The organism is Ktedonosporobacter rubrisoli, from assembly GCF_004208415.1.
GTDB classification, from domain to species: domain Bacteria; phylum Chloroflexota; class Ktedonobacteria; order Ktedonobacterales; family Ktedonobacteraceae; genus Ktedonosporobacter; species Ktedonosporobacter rubrisoli.
Map to the genome: position 1 here is coordinate 9787039 of NZ_CP035758.1, position 16060 is coordinate 9803098.

Sequence of the window (16060 nt, forward strand, 5' to 3'; positions counted from 1 at the left end):
CGGGAATGAAAGTCCCCTTTGATTATGTTAGAATGAACAGATATAATGGCGGGCTAATAGAGGAGAAGCTGTTATGGATTGTTTAAATTGTTTTGAAATCACTGCTCGTCTTCATATGTATATTGATCGGGAACTCAATAGCGAAGAAATCGCTATTGTGCAAGAGCATCTTGAGGATTGCCCAAGTTGCGAGTGCCGCTTCCATTTCGATATGCGTATAAAGCGGCTGGTTCATGAGCGGTGTACTATTCAACATGCGCCGCAGCATCTACGTGAGGCGGTGATGCGCCTGGCACATGCTCCTGCGGGTACGTATGCTGAGCTTGATCCCGAACTGGTGAAGGAGATTAAGGCTGATCTTAAGGGTGGTGGTTGATTTTAGAGACCGAGGGCATGTAATAGCGCCAGTTTAAGTTGTGCCAGGATAAGCATTTCTCCGATGGAGAGCAGAAGAGCTATGCTAAAGAGTGGAAGTAGCTGGAGATAGTGCTCAAACGTTTCTTCGCGCTTACTGATGGTGATGATAACGAGTAAGTTAACTATGCTTAATGCGCTGAGAAGACCTGCTGTACTGAGTAGGGCCAGAGGGTAAAGGACCACGATATTCTGCGAGGCAACTGCAAAAAAGCAGATGATGAGCATGAAGATGAAAGGGAAGAGAGCGCTCCAGGAGGAAATGCTACGTTGTTCGCTGTATTCGCACCAGAGCAGGCGGTTGATGATGGGAAGTGAAAGCGCGGCCAGGGCTAAGCCTGTGACAAGCCCGCTGGCCAGGCGCAATAAATTGTGCGGCTGATAGAGATGTGGAAGTCCCAGATCAAGTGCCAGCGAATTAAGGCCATCGAGTGCTAAGAGGATAACCCCACTGACTAAGATAGCACAAAGCCGGCCTGGTGGAAGTTGCTGTGCATGCCCTTTCCCGGTTATATGTAATAGCGCAAGACTTACGATGAAGCCCAGGTATATACCCGTGTTGCGGGCGCAGAGTGGTAGAGGCTCACCTCCAGGGTAAAAAGTGTGGGTAGCCATCTGGGCACATATGCCACTATCGAGCCAGCGCAGGCGTTCTAGCAGAGATGGGCCTGGCAACAAGACCAACCCTGCCAGTAAGGCAAGATAGAGCAATAGGGATAGGATAATTATCCAAGGGGGCGGCATAGATGGTTTGGCGGCCATATTTTTTTGTTCTCTCCAGCCTCGCTTGAGCGCTTGCATTGTGGCTTGCTCGTCTAACTAATGCGATGTGCAACTTTTGAGAAACAGGGCAGACCTGTCCGGGGGCCAGGTAACAGGGGCAGCGCCCCTGTCGGGGTCTGGGGAGTCCCCAGCCTCTCTTTCCTCCTCACCGCCGCAGGCGGTGGAAAAACTTGCACACGGGGTTAACTAAGTGTAAAGTAATGGTTGAGATAACTGAGCAGATTGAAGAAAACCACTCCCCCGACAACTACCATCATTAAGCCTGTGGCAATCTCGATTTTTCCTAGATGAGGTTTGAGCCATTTCAGGATGCGGCTAAAGCGATCAAGCCCTAAACCGAGTAGCAGGAATGGCACCCCCAAACCGATTGAATAGGCCAGCAAGAGGCCTACGCCCTGCCGTAAAGTTGTGGCGCTGGCGGCCAGCCAGAGAATGGAGCCAAGAATAGGGCCGATGCAGGGAGACCAGGCAATGGCGAAAATAACTCCGGTAAGCAATGAAGCTGGATAACTGGGCCGTTCTGGGCGGAACGCAAAGCGTTTTTGTTGATAGAGGAAGGGTATTTTTAAGATTCCAGCTATATGTAAGCCCAAAATAACGAGGATGATCCCGCCGATCTGACGTATAATGACCTGATTGGCGTTCAAGAAGTTTCCCAGCGTGCTGGCCGTTGCCCCCAAGGCCACAAAGGCTAAGGTAAAGCCAAGGACAAATGTTGCTGCATGTAAAAAAGTGACGAGACGCTTGTGGGTGGCTTCAGTTTTAGAGCTCGCTGCCTGGTAGACGCTTTGGCCTACGAGCTGCGCTAGATAAATAGGAACCAGCGGCAATACGCAGGGTGATAAGAAAGAGGCAAGTCCCGCAATGAATGCGATCCCGACGCTTAATTGGGTTGAGGCCATGGATGTTCTATTCTCCTGAGTACAGTAGTATCTCTTTGCTCTACATAGTATAGTGATTCAGACAGAGCGCTGCAACTTTTTACTTTGCCTCTCGCTTGCGCAGTTTCTTGAGCAGGGCTTTGGCGTGGGCGGCCAGGGCTGGTCGTTGCTGGCTATTGTGTATTACTTCGCGCAGAACATAACAGATCAGGCCATCGCTGGGTGTAGCCAATAGCCCGAGCGCATTAAGGGCGGCCTCAGCTACGTATTCGTCGGGATCGAGCAGGGTATGGATCAGGCCGGGAATGGCCCAGCGCGCTGCAATCTGGCCGCAGATATAGGCAATGCAGGCTCTCACTCCGCTGTCGGGATCATTGTAGAGCAGGTGAAGCATGAGCGAGCGCAAGTGAAGCTGACTTGTCGAGCGTTTATCCAGGAGTCCAAGCAGTTCGACTGTGCGTTGGCGTACCCAGGGGTTCCCGGCATTGAGCAAGCTTTGTATCGTGTCCCCCCCGACTATTTCCTGGCTGATTTGAGCCCAGGCGCGTGACTGCCTTTGCGTACGGGCCTTCCACAAAAGATACGCAAGGGAATCGAGCGCGCTTATCTGTATTTCTTCGCGCTGATGGGCCAGAGCATGAAGCAGCCAATGCACGACACGTATGCGTGTAGGAGCGCGCAATACACCATGGAGCAGGCGCAATGCTTCGATAATCTCTGTAAGTCCCTGATGATCCATGCTAAAAATGATAGTGCCAAGCACAGCAGTGGCATAACTGCCTCCACAGGCGGCAAACGTATAGCAGGCCTGGCGGCGCAATTCTGGATTGTCTGCACGCAAAAACGGGGTGATATAGGTGAGGATGCCCCGTTGACGAATGGCGCGACGCATTGAAGGTCGGTTTGCCATCTCTTCAAGTGCGGTCAGCGCGGCTATTTGCGTCTTGACGCTGTGGCTATATTCGAGAATGGCACGAATGAGCACGAGGACTGAGGGCGCAGCTAGCTTGCCAAGTGCCTGGGCCGCGTGATGGGCAATCTCCTGGTTCGCGTCCTGTAAGAAGGCCAGGAGAAGATCCGTCAACTGTGCGCGCCTGGGCCGTAAGAGATGTTGAGGAAGCTCGGTAGCGATAAGAAAGACCGCAGCTTTTTTGGCCTCCAGAGGTGCTTGCGGGCCCAGAAGTTGCAGGAATGCTGTCATGCCGGCCCGCTCTCCACTGCTGAGAAGCGCGTAGGCAGCTGTAAGCTGTACCGAGATGTCTTCTTGCGCGTTAAGATGCAATTTCAGTTTCTCAATAGTTGAGGCATGAAGAGTGATCTTACCTGCGCGGGTTGCCAGGGCCATTGCGGCAGCATTGCGCACGGTTGTCCAGGGAGTGTGTAGACCGCGACAGATGAGCTCTTCATAATCATCGTGGATGAGCTGTCCGGCAGCTTCTATGACGCTTACCCATAGAACCGGGCCGGCGGGCTGCTGAATGACTGGATGCTGGAGCAGCTTTTCCAGCCGGGTCTGACTATGCTGGCTGAGTTGCAAAAGCAGATAGCTACATTGTTCATACTGAGGTGGCCACCACGGCCAGGGTGGAGATGTAATCTCTGGATAATTACTGAGGGTATAAAGCAAGAATGGTAGGATAGCTGGCCCCTGCTGAGCCAAACGTCGTGTAGCTTTGACACGGGATTGATAATCAGTTTCTGGTCCTAATAATAGAGCTAGAGCAGCTCTGATGCTTTCTCCCTGATTGCCTGGTAAGAGTAGATCGTTATTATTCTTTCCCGCATTACGCGATGATGGCTGTTCATCGTCAGCACGTTTACTAATCATACCTATGCTTTCTTGCTTATAGAAGAATCTGGGTATAAAGGAAAAGTACTCTATTTTAGTTATAGACTGGTCTCCAAGTAATCAGTGTGTCGAGGCTTCATATAGCAATCCTACTCCCTTCTTATGTACTGAAGTGTATCTCTATGGCGAGAAGTCTCTTGTGGAAAAGCGCGAAAGGAAAGTCTAGCGACGTTTGGCGAAGAGACGCTGCAGCAGTTGCTGTATACGTTCCCAGATAGACAATGGGCCAGGTCCTGCTTGAAAAGGTACCAGCGCTTTGGATGCCGCCTCCTGTTTTACGGGAATGCTGCGCAAGGGAGGTGGTGTTATGTGCTCGTTATAAGGTAAAGGTGGCGTCCTGGGGCTACTCCTGTTTGGCACTGGCGGCTTTTGATCCAGGGCTCCGGCAGGTAAAGGTACAGGCTGGGGCTGAGAACGCGCTTGTGCAGGCACCGGGTCAAGCTCCACATTGAAGTAATTAGGGCGCTGAGCCGAAGGACGTTTGGGCGGATGAATAAATACGCGGTCCCGGGCGAGGCGTTGAGGTTGCTCTGGCGTTGCGATGCGCGGTTCAGATGCCTGCATAGATGGCAGGATCGCCGACGCCTTAAGATCAAGCAAGCGCAGATCTCTGGCCATCAGGCTCGCCTCTGCGTAACGCTGCTCGCGGTCTCTGGCTAGAGCTGTAAGGATAATTCGCTCAAGCTCACCTGGAACTGCTGGATTATACAGGCCGGGTGGCTGCGGAGAGCCCTGCATAATGGCCTGGGTCACCTCTGGCATCGTGCGCCCTACAAAGGGCCGTTGTCCGCTCACCATCTCGTAAAGCACGACTCCCAGCGCATAGAGATCGCTGCGGTTGTCCAACTGCTGGCCCCAGACTTGTTCAGGAGAGGCATAGTAAATGCTGCCGACCAGCGTTTTGGCTACGGTAATCTGTTGATGCCCTGTTGCGCGCGCCAGTCCAAAGTCCATAACTTTAATCTGCCCCCAGCGGTTGAGCATAAGATTTTCGGGTTTGATATCACGGTGAACGACATTGCGCTCTTTGTAGGCCGCATCCAGTGCGTCGGCAATCTGTGCCGCGTATTCAACTGCCAGGTGCAGAGGGATGATGCCATCGAGGCGCAAAAGGCTAGCTAGAGTAGGTCCCTGAACATACTCCATCACGAAATAAAGTACCTTATTCTGTTGACCTGCGTCATAGATATGAACGATGTTTGGGTGATTAAGCCCGGCAATAATTTGCGCCTCGCGGATAAAGCGCGCCACATAGGAAGGATCGCGTGCCAGTGCTTGTGGCAGCACTTTCACGGCTACTTCCCGCCCAAGCGCAATTTGTTTTCCGCGATAGACTACCCCCATAGAGCCGTGTCCGATCTCTTCTTCCAATAGATATCCACCGAGGCTCAGACCCGCCAGTTCATTCATTGCATGCCCTCAATAGATGGGATGGGGACTATCTGTACACATCCTTCTAAAGAATTATAGCAGGACACTAGCAGGCAAGTATGAGCGAAACCAACTGAAAGTACTGCAAGATTTCCCTTTAGTACTAAGAGCAGTTACGCTGCCTGCCATTGCTGGATAGATACATTTTCGCGACAAGAAAACGCAACATAGACAAGCATACCTGTCACGAGAAGGATAGTCTTGCTCGTGTACAGGTCTTTGCTTGTCTCTGCTTTCTGCTTCTCAGTCGAGATAGTCCTTGAGTATGCGGCTCGCCTGTGGATGGCGCAACTTGCGAATAGCACGCTCTTCGATCTGGCGTACGCGCTCGCGAGTCACTTTCAGCTTCTTACCCACTTCTTCTAGCGTATGATCATGATCATCGACCAGGCCAAAGCGCAACTCGATCACCTGTCGTTCGCGCAGTGTAAGCTGCCCAAGCACTTTGCGGATTTCCTCGCGAAGGAGTTGCTGATCGGTAATCTCCATCGGACCGCGCTCGCGGACATCTTCAATGATATCACCAAGCGTGTTCTCTTCCTCTTCAGAAAGAGGAGCATCCAGCGAGAAGACTTTCTCCGCCCAGATGAGCAACTCACTGACACGCTCTGCAGTCATGCCTAGACGTTGCCCTATGCTTTCTGGTGTGGGTTCACGCCCCAACTCCTGATAAAGCTGGCGAGTTACGCGCTTGACACGCATCACCTCTTCCATGATGTACACAGGAAGTCGAACCACGCGCGTGCCTTCTAGAATGGCACGGGTGATGGCCTGTTTAATCCACCATGTTGCATAGGTGGAAAAACGGAAGCCTTTCCTGTAATCAAATTTAGTCACTGCGCGGATCAGGCCTATATTCCCCTCACCGATAAGATCTTCGAGGGAAAGCCCCTGTCCGACATACTTTTTGGCGATGCTTACTACCAGTCGCAAATTCGCCTCGATCAGATGGTTACGCGCATCACCGTCCCCTTGTTCTGCACGTTCAGCAAGGCGAGACTCGCTAGCTGCAGAGAGCAGAGGAATACGCGAGATTTCGCGAAGATAGAGGCGTAAGCTATCGCTTTGCGCCAGGCTACTTAGCTCCGCTTCTGGTATAGATTCGCGTTCGGTTTCAGCCGCCTTGTCGCGGTTACGGTCAGCATCAAACATCACATTTCGTTCCAAGTGCTTGCTCTCTTCTCCTGCAACATGTACGTAGATCAGTTCAGTCTTGGCTTATTGTATCATACGTATCTGGTATTGCAAGCAACATAGTGTTCTATTTCATGATTGACTCGTATTTTTCAGTAGGTCTACTTATTTTTTCGGCTGCTCAGGCCTTTTCAATAGCTGGGTAAAGCAATACCGATTTTGGGTCCGTCCCATTTCTGTGAGGCCGGGGCCGAAGCTGATCTGCTTGTCCACTAGAGGGCGCATAGGCCTACAGAGCCGCTTTGTTTGATTACACGCTGGCTAACTGACAATTTTTGCTGTATTCCCTATTCTTGCTATTTTTTGCCCAGTGCTAAAAAAAAGCAATTTTTGGCTGACCATAGAGATTCTGGCCGCGCTCCAAAGTTTCCCTCCTCGCTGCTATTAGATGGCCAAAAATGAGAAGTGGAATCATTGAGCAAGAGATGGAGGTTTTTACTTCTCTACAACGGGATTGTTAAGGGCGACTTGCCCTTGATCTGGGGCGCGGGGCGTTGCCCTGATTTTTTCCTCTCCCTTGCCGCCGCCAGGCGGCACAAAAACCAGAAGTGGAAATTCTAAGCTAGAGGTGGGACGACTTTAAGTCAGTTCTGTAACTGTATATACTATTAGAACGTAAATGTTTTGCAGCGTCTATATATATTGGGGAGAGTTATGCTTTTCTCGGATGAAATTTCTACATCAAGCGAAAAAGGATGCACGCAAATATGGGCTTACCGCTTGCATTGTCGCCAGGCACGGTAATCGGGGGACATTATATTATCGGGGCTCTCATCAATAGTGGAGGCTTTGGGGCTGTTTATCGGGGAGTTGATACGAGTGAGGGGAATCGTGCCTGTGCTATTAAAGAGATGTATGATGTGACTCCTTCTGCCCGTCGTCAGGCTTTAATGGAGGCGAGTGTCCTTTTTACAATAAGGAGCAAACACCTTCCAGAGGTTTACGATGCGCTGGAGGCAAACGGACGCTTTTATCTGATCATGCAGCTGATTGAGGGCAAGAATCTTTTACAACTGTTGCAAGATCGGACTGGTCCGGGAGTAGCTGTCGGCGAACAGGAGCCTTTTCAGCAGTCGCAGGGGCCATGCAGCGAGCAGGAGGTGTGTAGCTGGCTCTTGCCGATCATGGATGTGCTGCAGGAGTTGCACAGCCGTAATCCTGCGGTGATTCATCGCGATATTAAGCCGGGGAATATTATCCTTACTCCACAGCAGATTGCGGTTCTTGTTGATTTTGGCCTTACCAGACTCTATGATCCTGATAAGGATACGCAGTCGATGGTGCGCGCTGTTACCGAGGGTTTCAGCCCTCTGGAGCAGTATGTAAGCAGGACAAGCCCCCAATCGGATATCTATTCGATGGCGGCGACGATGTACCTGTTGCTGACGAATCGGCGCCCTCCTGCGGCTATTGGGCGTAGCGTAAATGATAGCCTGATTCCACCTCGCCAGCTCAACCCGCTCATTTCGACGAAGATGGAGCGCGCGCTGCTGAAAGCGCTGGCTGTGCAGGCCGATCAGCGCTATGCAAGTATGCGCGAGTTTGCACAAGCTTTGCAGGAGCCGGCCTTTAACGCTTATGCCGATCCTACGATTGCTATGGCGCCGCCGGTGAGCTCTTTGAATACGATACAGGCACCACAGCAGCCGACGCCGGCTTCAGCGATAAACTCTGCTAATACGGTGCGGACGCCGCAGCCAACAAATGTACCGCAGGTGGCTCCGGCTACACAGGGGACCAATAAGCAGCATACTCCTCCCGTCCATGCCTACGCTGGCGTGAGTATGCAGAGGCCGCCAACTGCTCCGCAAGCGCCACAGCCTCGGGTGGTGCCTCCGGCCAGGAATAAGCGTAAAGCGCCGCGCGGGGCTTATCCCTATACGGGAGGAGCGAATCCGTCCTATCCATTTCTTCCGGCTAATCCCGGCGGTCAGATGATGGCGCAACCTGTGGCTATGCCGCTGGGACCAATTCCTAGCGCTTCGGGCCAGGGTTGTCTGTGGGGATTGTTGCAAGGCGTTCTGGGGGCACTAGTGGTGCTTTCTTTGAAGCAGGAAGCTGGATTCTATCTGGCTATCCTGATGGGCTTTGGCTTCTACGTCGTGGCTGGCTTTTTTACGACGCGGCGTGGAGGAAGCTCTTTGCGCGGAGCAGGTGCTGGTCTGTGGGCTGGCATTGTAAGCGCTATGGTTTTCTGGGTGGCTCTGGGCGTTGGTTTGCTGATTATGGTTACACAATTCCTGCAGAAAGATCCTGAGCTGGCCCAACGGCATGGCCCTGCTTTTATTCCTCGGATGCTGAGCCGAGCCTGGGATGCAGTATTGCCAACCTTCCCCACACAACAAATTGCTCCAGGGCAATCTACGTTTTCTAATCTGCTGATCTTGCTGGGGGTGGGCGCGTTGCTGGCCCTGAGCTTTGGCTGGATTGGTGGGAGCCTGGGAAAATCTTTCTATAAGGCGCGGGTTACTAACAGATTGAAGCCCTAAAGGCAGTGCTATCAGGCGTACTCAGGCTATAGCTTTCGGCTCAGGATGGAGGCAGGGCAAAGTATAGCTGCTCCGCTCCATCCTGAAATGATTACCGGCCTCTAGAAGCTACTTTGAGAGGCTATCAGAGGCCGGGGACGTCTCGGGAAGAATACTTGTAAAGAAGTATTTAGGATTGTTCTCGTTTAAGGCGGTGATCCAGCCCAGCACAAATCCAGAGTTCCACTTCTCGTTGTGCCTTTTATCGAGCAGGCATTCTTTGAGGAAGGTAATGATGGATTGGCTGGTGAGAGGATATGGCTGCTCACTATTGGTATCGTAATGATAAAGGCAGCCATTGAAAAAGCCTTCTGTAAAATCCTCGTCGTCATCTACAATCGAGCTTTTTCCGATTTTGAGCATGGTCTGACGTGCCATTTTGCAAGTTCCTTTCTCTCGACTTGACTAATGGCCCCTCTTGCCGCTATGCTTGCGACGTGGAGTGGCTAGATTGGTGTTAACTATTGGCTAGTCTCTTCATAAAGGTCTACGTTCCCTCGTAGGCCTTTTTACGTTGGTGTTGCACAGCTTTGCGGCCAACTATGAACGGTTCATAATAAAGTGTCCTCCTCCGTTTTTTTGCCCTTCAATTGCTTTAGCTCTATATGAGCTTCATATTAAGTTTGCCTTTGTTTGCCAATGTAAGTCAATCTACGTTTAAATTGGCGGACATACTAGAATAATAAAGTATACTATTCGGGATAGTCAAGATATTGTTTGTATATACTTATAAATAATAATCTTTGAGAAATTTCTAATCTATTGCGTGAATCTGTCCATTAACGTATACTTACGTATACTTAGTAAAGGAGGCCTGATACAATTATGCCAATATCGATAGATGGAGACGAGTACTATACTATTGAAGAGGCTCGTCAATATCTAGGAGGCATTTCGAGGGAGACGTTGCGTAAAAAAGCCCAGAAGAATGGCATTAAAAGATATGCGAAGGGTATTTCGCGGACAATCTATTATCGCAAATCTGATCTTGATCAGTTAAACGAGCTACGCCCGCTGGATGAGGATAAATAAGTCTTTCTTTCAAAGCCCGATAGGCGTCTATTGAGACGTGTAGAGATTCTCTTTATGAGGCTGCAAGCTTCAAGCGATAAATCTAAAAACAAGAGGGTTGACCCGGATGACAGATCTACTCACAGTAGAACAGGTAGCCCAGGAACTGCAGGTAAATGTCAAAACTGTCTATCAGTGGATCAAAGCGAAGCGGCTGAAAGCTACCAATATAGGTACAAAAAATAGAGCTAACTGGCGTATCGAACGGAAGGACCTTGAGAACTTTCTTGACGAGGGGAAAACTGACTAAGGAGGCCTGCTGTTATGCCCGATCAGCAGGTTAACTGTTGAAGAGCTGCGCGTCCATCCTAAGACGGTTCGTCAATGGATACGAGAAGGTGAGCTTGACGCGTTCGATACTGGCAGAGTTAACGCATATCGGGCAAAGATTTGAACGATTTTATCTAGAAACGTAAAACGAGTAAAAGAATTAGAAGAAAGCAAGAGTAAGTTGTGTCTTGCCGGTCTGCTCATCCACATGTGCTATTTCATTGAAAGTCAGCCGAAAAAGCCTCATTATTATATCCATGGAATTTTTGTACGAGCCATTATGAGGCAGTAAGGAAGGTAGGCAACGTTTTTTGGCTACTGAACAGAATAACGCAACTTCAATAGCTACGACACCGGAAGACTCATCTTTAGCTGTTACAGATATCGCGCAGACGCTCAGCTCCGAATTGAGTTTGTCGAGCGGGCAGATTGCGCGCACGATTGCTTTGCTGGATGAGGGCAATACTATTCCCTTCATCGCGCGCTATCGTAAGGAAGTGACCGGCAGCCTGGACGAAGTGCAGATCCAGGCCATTGCGGATCGTACCGCGTCCTTGCGCGCCTTGCATGAGCGCAAGCAGGATGTGCATCGTCTCATCGAGACACAGGGCAAGCTAACGCCAGAACTCGCCGCCGCCATCAGTGCAGCTAAGACTTTGCAAGAGGTTGAGGATCTCTATTTACCCTATCGGCCCAAGCGCAAGACGCGGGCCAGCGTCGCTCGCGAGAAAGGGCTTGCGCCCCTGGCTGAGGTTATCCTGCAGCAGCTTGAAATAGCAGGCGATGCGCAGGCAGCTTTAGAAAAGCATGCCAAACCTTTTCTTGATGCTGAAAAAGGGGTCGAGACCAGCCTGGAGGCGTACGCCGGAGCCAGCGATATCGTCGCCGAGATTATTTCTGAAGATGCCAATGTGCGTGGGAGCATGCGCTCATCTTTCTTCAAGCGCTCAACAGTGGGAGCTAAGGCTGCAGATCCCGAGAAGCTGGCAGAAAAAGATCCCACAGGCGTCTATCAGTTATACTACGATTTCAACGAAGACGTAACGAAGCTGGTGCCGCATCGCGTTCTGGCCCTCAATCGGGCTGAGCGCGAAGATGTCTTGCGCGTCAGCGTCTCGCTGTCCTATGAGCAGGCTAAAGCTTATATCACGCAACACTATCCAGTTAAAGCTAGCTCGCCATTCGCCTCTATTCTCTCCGAAGCCATGGAAGATGGCTACAAGAGGCTGCTGGCTCCGGCCATGGAACGCGAGGTGCGCATGGAGTTGACGCGGCAGGCCGAAGAGCACGCGATCAATATCTTTGCGGCAAACTTGCGCAATCTCTTGCTTCAGCCGCCCTTACGTGGCAAAAAAGTGCTGGGCATCGATCCCGGCTTTCGTACTGGTTGTAAATTGGCTGTCGTGGATGAAACAGGCAAATATATCATATCGGATACCATGTATCTCCACCAGGCCGATAAGGCTCGCGATCTCCTGCGCAAGCTGCTAGAACACTATCAGATAGAGATTATTGCTATCGGGAACGGCACAGCTTCGCGCGAGACTGAGCAGTTAGTTGCGGCGCTGATTAAGGATCTGGAGAGCGAAAAAGGGAAAACCAGGCAGACGGGCTATATGATTGTGAATGAGGCCGGCGCTTCGGTCTACTCGGCTTCGGAGGCGGCGCGCGAAGAGTTTCCGACCCTTGACGCTACCCAGCGCGGCACGATCTCGATTGCGCGCCGCCTGCAAGATCCTCTGGCCGAACTGGTGAAGATCGATCCAAAGGCGGTTGGCGTTGGGCTCTATCAGCATGATGTGGATCAGAAAGATCTGGCAGCCATGCTGGACCGCGTTGTGGTGTCGTGCGTAAACTTTGCTGGCGTGGAAGTCAACTCGGCCTCTGCAGCTTTGCTAAAGCACGTTTCGGGCATCAATACGCGGGTGGCGAATGCGATTGTCAAGTACCGTGAGGCCAACGGACCCTTTAAATCGCGTGAAGAGCTGCATAAGGTGCCAGGTCTGGGACCTGCCACTTTTGTGCAGGCCGCTGGTTTCCTCAAGATTGCTAATGGCAACGAATTGCTTGATAATACCTTTATCCATCCAGAGAGCTATAATGCGGCACGCGCTCTATTAGATATGTTGCCCGGCGAGAAGACGGCTCGCCCTTCAGAACGTATCACCCAATTTCGCCAGCTGGTAAAGCTGCAAAACAGCTTGGGGCGCAGCAAGCGCAACCAGTCTGCCGGCGGAGGCTGTGAGCAGGCAGCCTGGTCGGATCTTGCCAAAAAGATCGGTGTCGGACTTCCAACGCTACAGGACATTCTGGAAAACCTTGAGAAGCCCGGCCTTGATCCACGCGACGCTCTGCCAGCGCCTATTCTGCGCCATGACGTCCTGAAGATGGAAGATTTGCAGACCGGCATGGTCTTGCAGGGCACCGTACGTAACGTCGTAGACTTTGGTGCCTTTGTCGATATTGGTGTTAAGCAAGATGGCCTAGTGCATGTCTCGGAGATGGCCGACCGTTTTGTCAAAGATCCGCTCAGTATCGTCTCAGTGGGCCAGGTTGTGCAGGTCCGTGTGCTCAAAGTAGATATGCAGCGTGGGCGCGTGCAGTTGAGCATGCGCGGCATTGAGCAGTAAGCAAGACTCTCTATTGCCGATATGGCAGAGTTAGCGGGTTGTGAGCGCAAAGCTAGCGCTTATGACCCGCTTGCTAGCCGGGCTTTTCTGCTAAAAGCAGTTCCACAGAGAGGGTCAAAAAACCATTAGCTTCTTGACCCTCCACAACTCTCCGGGTCATACGGTAGGCTAATTCCTCCGCTCTCGAATGGCGGGAGAGGAATTGGCTGACTCGGTGCTGCTCTTAAATTCGCCAGCGAAGATTATAGTTGTTCTATGCGCCGGGTGCAATCAGCATACACTTCCTCGATCCAGAAAACAGGCTCCTCTCCGTTTTGCGCGCGCTTGAAATCGCGCAGGGCATCATGATAGTTGCCCTCTCTGTAGGCGATCAGGCCGCGCACTGCATAGGCTTGCTGGCAATGCCCGTCGAGTTCCAGAGCGTGTAAGCAATCGGCGCGCGCCTGCTCATACTCATCCTGCCAGCAATAGACACGCGCACGATACGCGTAGCCGGAAGCGCTGGTATGCTCGCTAAGCGCTTTCTCGCAATCGTTGAGCGCCTGCTGATATGCACCGCGCCCGGCGTAAATCCAGGCACGATGGAGGTAGGGGGCGCCATCGTCTGGTTCACATGTCAGGGCTTTATTAAAATCGGCAAGCGCGCGCTCAGCATCTCCCTGGGCATAAAAGACCTGACCTCGATTGTCGTAGTAGAGCCAGTTCTCTGGCTCAATTTCGCATGAGTAGCTATAGGCATCAATAGCCGTGTCATACTCTTTCAGGCACAAAGAGAAATAGCCCAGCGCATCGTAGACCGAGGCATCACCAGGCGCAAGATCCAGCGCCTGGCGCAGATATTTTCTCGCCATGTCATAGCGTTTAAGCGCGGTGCAGGCTTTGGCGGCGGAGACGAGCGCGGCGGCCAACTTGTCATCAAGCGCCCATGCTTGCTGAAAATCTGTCAGCGCCTCTTCGTGCCGATGGAGTTTAGCATAGGCGTCGCCACGCTGGAGGTAGGCGTTGGCGCTCTGCGGCTCCAATGCTAGCAAGTGATTGAACTCGTCGATGGCTCGCTCATATTTTCCTAGCGCGGCGGAGAGCAGACCCAGGCTGAGCCAGAAGCTATCAATATCCGGCCTCAGTTCTGCCGCGCGCCGATTATCCTCATAGGCCAGCTCATACTTGTCGAGTACCGCATAGAGCAAGCTGCGATTAATCCAGGCCTGAGCATCGCCAGGCTTGAGCCGCAGCGCCTGAGCATAGTCCTCAAGTGCCTCCTGATACTGACCCAGGCGGAAACGAGACATTGCGCGAAACTTATACGAATCCTGGTGTTTGGCATTCAGTTCTAGCGCCCGACTACACTCCTGAAGCGCCTGCTCATATTGCTTCTCCTCATAGGAGATACGGCCAAGACAAAACCAGAGTGCGGCCTCTGCTGGTGCCTGCTCAATCACGCGATAGAGATCCTTGCGTGCCCTATCATGATCCTCCAACCAGAGATAGACCATAGCGCGAGCCAGGAGGGCCCGCATATCTCCTGGATGCTGAGCCAGCACGCGCTGACAATCGGCCAGGGCCTGATCCAGTTTGCCCAACCGGCTGTAAACCTCTGTTTGATAGCCATAGATATCAACTTGAGAAGGATCTAGTTCCAGCGCTCGCTGACAATCGGCCAGGGCTAGCTCGTTCTCCTGCATCTCAAGATGCGTCAGAGCGCGATTCACATAAGCGCGATAATAGCGGGGAAAAAGAGCGATGGCGCTATCGAAATCCGCAAGGGCGTTGGGATACTGGCCCAGATTCATATAAGCCATGCCGCGGTTGTTATACGTAACTACATCTGTGCTGCTCAGCTCCAGGACGCGCCCGTAATCCTTAATGGCCTGATCGTATTGTTCGAGATCATCGTAAACCAGCGCTCGATAGCGATACGCCGTACTGTCGTTGGGGTCCAGTTCGATAGCGTGCGTCAGGTCAGCGATAGCGCGCTCATAATCGTTGAGGTGGTGATAGATCGATCCACGCAGCGCATAGCCATCCGCATAGTGTGGAGCAAGGGTCAGGGCCTGGTTGCAGGCATTGAGCGCTTCCGGGTAGAGACGCGCGTCGCTCAATATTAGCCCCTGCTGCCCCCACAAGTTGGCATCCGCGCGCCAGCCTGAGGGCAAGGCGAAAAAGGTTGGCGTTGGCCGGCATGCCTCCTCCAGTGCGTCAGCGAAGGCTATGATGCTGGCAAAACGCTGCTCCGGGCGCTTCTCCAAAGCGCGCCGGATAACCTGCTCAATGGCCTCTGGCAAGGCTGGTATCTTCTCACGCAGAGATGCGGAAGGCATCTCTCCACAGATCCAGGCATACGCCGTCACTCCCAGAGCGTACTGATCGCTGGCCGCAACAGCCTGTCCAGCAAATTGTTCGGGAGGCATAAAAGCCAGCGTTCCCGCGCCTCGATAGGGATCGTCGGCCTCGTCTGCTCCCTCGCGCCTCATAATTGCCAGGCCGAAATCGCTCAACAATGCCTCGTCGTTTACACCAAACAGGATATTCTGCGGCTTTACATCGCGGTGGATCACTCCCCGATCATGCGCAAATTGCAATGCGCTGGCTACCTGGCGCACGTAGACAGCGGCACGCGCAGGCGGGAAAACGACGCCTTTAGGATAACGGGAAGCAAACGCACCGCTATGAGCATATTCCATTACCAGAAAGGGCGTCTTGCCTTCCATGCCAAAATCTAGCACATGAACGATATGGGCATGGTTCAGGCCCCGCAGCAGATCCGCCTCATGCTGGAAGAGCCGAATATCTTCCTCACTTACGCCCGCAGTTGCTAGCAGCTTAAGAGCTACCTGTGTGCCGTACTGGATGTGCTCGGCAAGATAAACCGTGCCAAAACCGCCACTCCCGATGCTGCGTTTGAGGCGATATTGACCAAATTGATGGCCGAAGCCGACTCTATTCATAAAGATAATTGCTCCTTTTCCCCTTTAAGCTGGGCAGTATGTAGCTCAGCCTAGCTCAGATGGT

Annotated in this window: 12 protein-coding genes; 5 read left to right on the forward strand and 7 right to left on the reverse strand. The window is 52.2% G+C overall.

The genetic code is table 11. From position 1 onward, the window contains the following. The first annotated feature begins 73 nt into the window (after nucleotides 1-73). Nucleotides 74-376 (forward strand): anti-sigma factor family protein, encoded by a 303-nt coding sequence (locus EPA93_RS41970; RefSeq protein WP_129893270.1) that lies wholly within the window; start codon nucleotides 74-76, stop codon nucleotides 374-376. Nucleotides 377-378: 2 nt separating this feature from the next. On the opposite strand, the gene EPA93_RS41975 is transcribed toward EPA93_RS41970, so the two are convergent. The 5 genes from EPA93_RS41975 to EPA93_RS41995 form a co-directional block, all read right to left on the reverse strand. Then, nucleotides 379-1176, reverse strand: a complete 798-nt coding sequence (locus EPA93_RS41975; protein WP_165423750.1) for a DUF2085 domain-containing protein — start codon at nucleotides 1174-1176, stop codon at nucleotides 379-381. A gap of 203 nt (nucleotides 1177-1379) precedes the next feature. Then, nucleotides 1380-2099 carry a cytochrome c biogenesis CcdA family protein gene (locus EPA93_RS41980; protein WP_129893272.1) on the reverse strand — a complete coding sequence of 240 codons (720 nt, stop codon included), beginning with the start codon at nucleotides 2097-2099 and terminating at the stop codon, nucleotides 1380-1382. A 79-nt stretch (nucleotides 2100-2178) separates the two neighbouring features. Next, nucleotides 2179-3906 carry a HEAT repeat domain-containing protein gene (locus EPA93_RS41985; protein WP_129893273.1) on the reverse strand — a complete coding sequence of 576 codons (1728 nt, stop codon included), beginning with the start codon at nucleotides 3904-3906 and terminating at the stop codon, nucleotides 2179-2181. A 183-nt stretch (nucleotides 3907-4089) separates the two neighbouring features. Then, on the reverse strand, nucleotides 4090-5337 hold the full coding sequence (locus EPA93_RS41990) for a serine/threonine-protein kinase (RefSeq protein ID WP_129893274.1): 1248 nt from the start codon (nucleotides 5335-5337) through the stop codon (nucleotides 4090-4092). 264 nt (nucleotides 5338-5601) lie between these two features. After that, entirely contained in the window at nucleotides 5602-6525 is a 924-nt protein-coding gene (locus EPA93_RS41995) for a sigma-70 family RNA polymerase sigma factor (protein ID WP_242527242.1), read from the reverse strand. 734 nt (nucleotides 6526-7259) lie between these two features. On the opposite strand from EPA93_RS41995, the gene EPA93_RS42000 reads away from it, so the two are divergent. Next, nucleotides 7260-9041 (forward strand): serine/threonine protein kinase, encoded by a 1782-nt coding sequence (locus tag EPA93_RS42000; protein ID WP_165423751.1) that lies wholly within the window; start codon nucleotides 7260-7262, stop codon nucleotides 9039-9041. A gap of 108 nt (nucleotides 9042-9149) precedes the next feature. Here the strand turns inward: EPA93_RS42000 and EPA93_RS42005 are convergent, their stop codons facing one another. Then, complete coding sequence (locus tag EPA93_RS42005; protein WP_129893276.1) at nucleotides 9150-9458, reverse strand: hypothetical protein; 309 nt, start codon at nucleotides 9456-9458, stop codon at nucleotides 9150-9152. A 447-nt stretch (nucleotides 9459-9905) separates the two neighbouring features. Between EPA93_RS42005 and EPA93_RS42010 the strand changes: the two genes are divergently transcribed. The 3 genes from EPA93_RS42010 to EPA93_RS42020 all read left to right on the forward strand — a co-directional run bounded on the left by EPA93_RS42010 (nucleotide 9906) and on the right by EPA93_RS42020 (nucleotide 13051). Then, nucleotides 9906-10112 (forward strand): helix-turn-helix domain-containing protein, encoded by a 207-nt coding sequence (locus EPA93_RS42010; RefSeq protein WP_129893277.1) that lies wholly within the window; start codon nucleotides 9906-9908, stop codon nucleotides 10110-10112. Between the two features lie 106 nt (nucleotides 10113-10218). Beyond that, a complete protein-coding gene (locus EPA93_RS42015) occupies nucleotides 10219-10401 on the forward strand; it encodes a helix-turn-helix domain-containing protein (protein WP_129893278.1) in 183 nt (60 codons plus the stop codon). A 331-nt stretch (nucleotides 10402-10732) separates the two neighbouring features. Then, nucleotides 10733-13051 carry a Tex family protein gene (locus EPA93_RS42020; protein ID WP_242527243.1) on the forward strand — a complete coding sequence of 773 codons (2319 nt, stop codon included), beginning with the start codon at nucleotides 10733-10735 and terminating at the stop codon, nucleotides 13049-13051. A gap of 242 nt (nucleotides 13052-13293) precedes the next feature. Here the strand turns inward: EPA93_RS42020 and EPA93_RS42025 are convergent, their stop codons facing one another. After that, nucleotides 13294-15996: a serine/threonine-protein kinase gene (locus EPA93_RS42025; protein WP_129893279.1), complete on the reverse strand. Its 2703-nt coding sequence runs from the start codon at nucleotides 15994-15996 to the stop codon at nucleotides 13294-13296. Nucleotides 15997-16060 lie beyond the last annotated feature (64 nt).

Coding starts and splice junctions, on each gene's coding strand:
- EPA93_RS41970 (WP_129893270.1), top strand. CDS start 74: ATGGATTGTTTAAATTGTTTTGAAATCACTGCTCGTCTTCATATGTAT.
- EPA93_RS41975 (WP_165423750.1), bottom strand. CDS start 1,176: ATGGCCGCCAAACCATCTATGCCGCCCCCTTGGATAATTATCCTATCC.
- EPA93_RS41980 (WP_129893272.1), bottom strand. CDS start 2,099: ATGGCCTCAACCCAATTAAGCGTCGGGATCGCATTCATTGCGGGACTT.
- EPA93_RS41985 (WP_129893273.1), bottom strand. CDS start 3,906: ATGATTAGTAAACGTGCTGACGATGAACAGCCATCATCGCGTAATGCG.
- EPA93_RS41990 (WP_129893274.1), bottom strand. CDS start 5,337: ATGAATGAACTGGCGGGTCTGAGCCTCGGTGGATATCTATTGGAAGAA.
- EPA93_RS42000 (WP_165423751.1), top strand. CDS start 7,260: ATGGGCTTACCGCTTGCATTGTCGCCAGGCACGGTAATCGGGGGACAT.
- EPA93_RS42005 (WP_129893276.1), bottom strand. CDS start 9,458: ATGGCACGTCAGACCATGCTCAAAATCGGAAAAAGCTCGATTGTAGAT.
- EPA93_RS42010 (WP_129893277.1), top strand. CDS start 9,906: ATGCCAATATCGATAGATGGAGACGAGTACTATACTATTGAAGAGGCT.
- EPA93_RS42015 (WP_129893278.1), top strand. CDS start 10,219: ATGACAGATCTACTCACAGTAGAACAGGTAGCCCAGGAACTGCAGGTA.
- EPA93_RS42025 (WP_129893279.1), bottom strand. CDS start 15,996: ATGAATAGAGTCGGCTTCGGCCATCAATTTGGTCAATATCGCCTCAAA.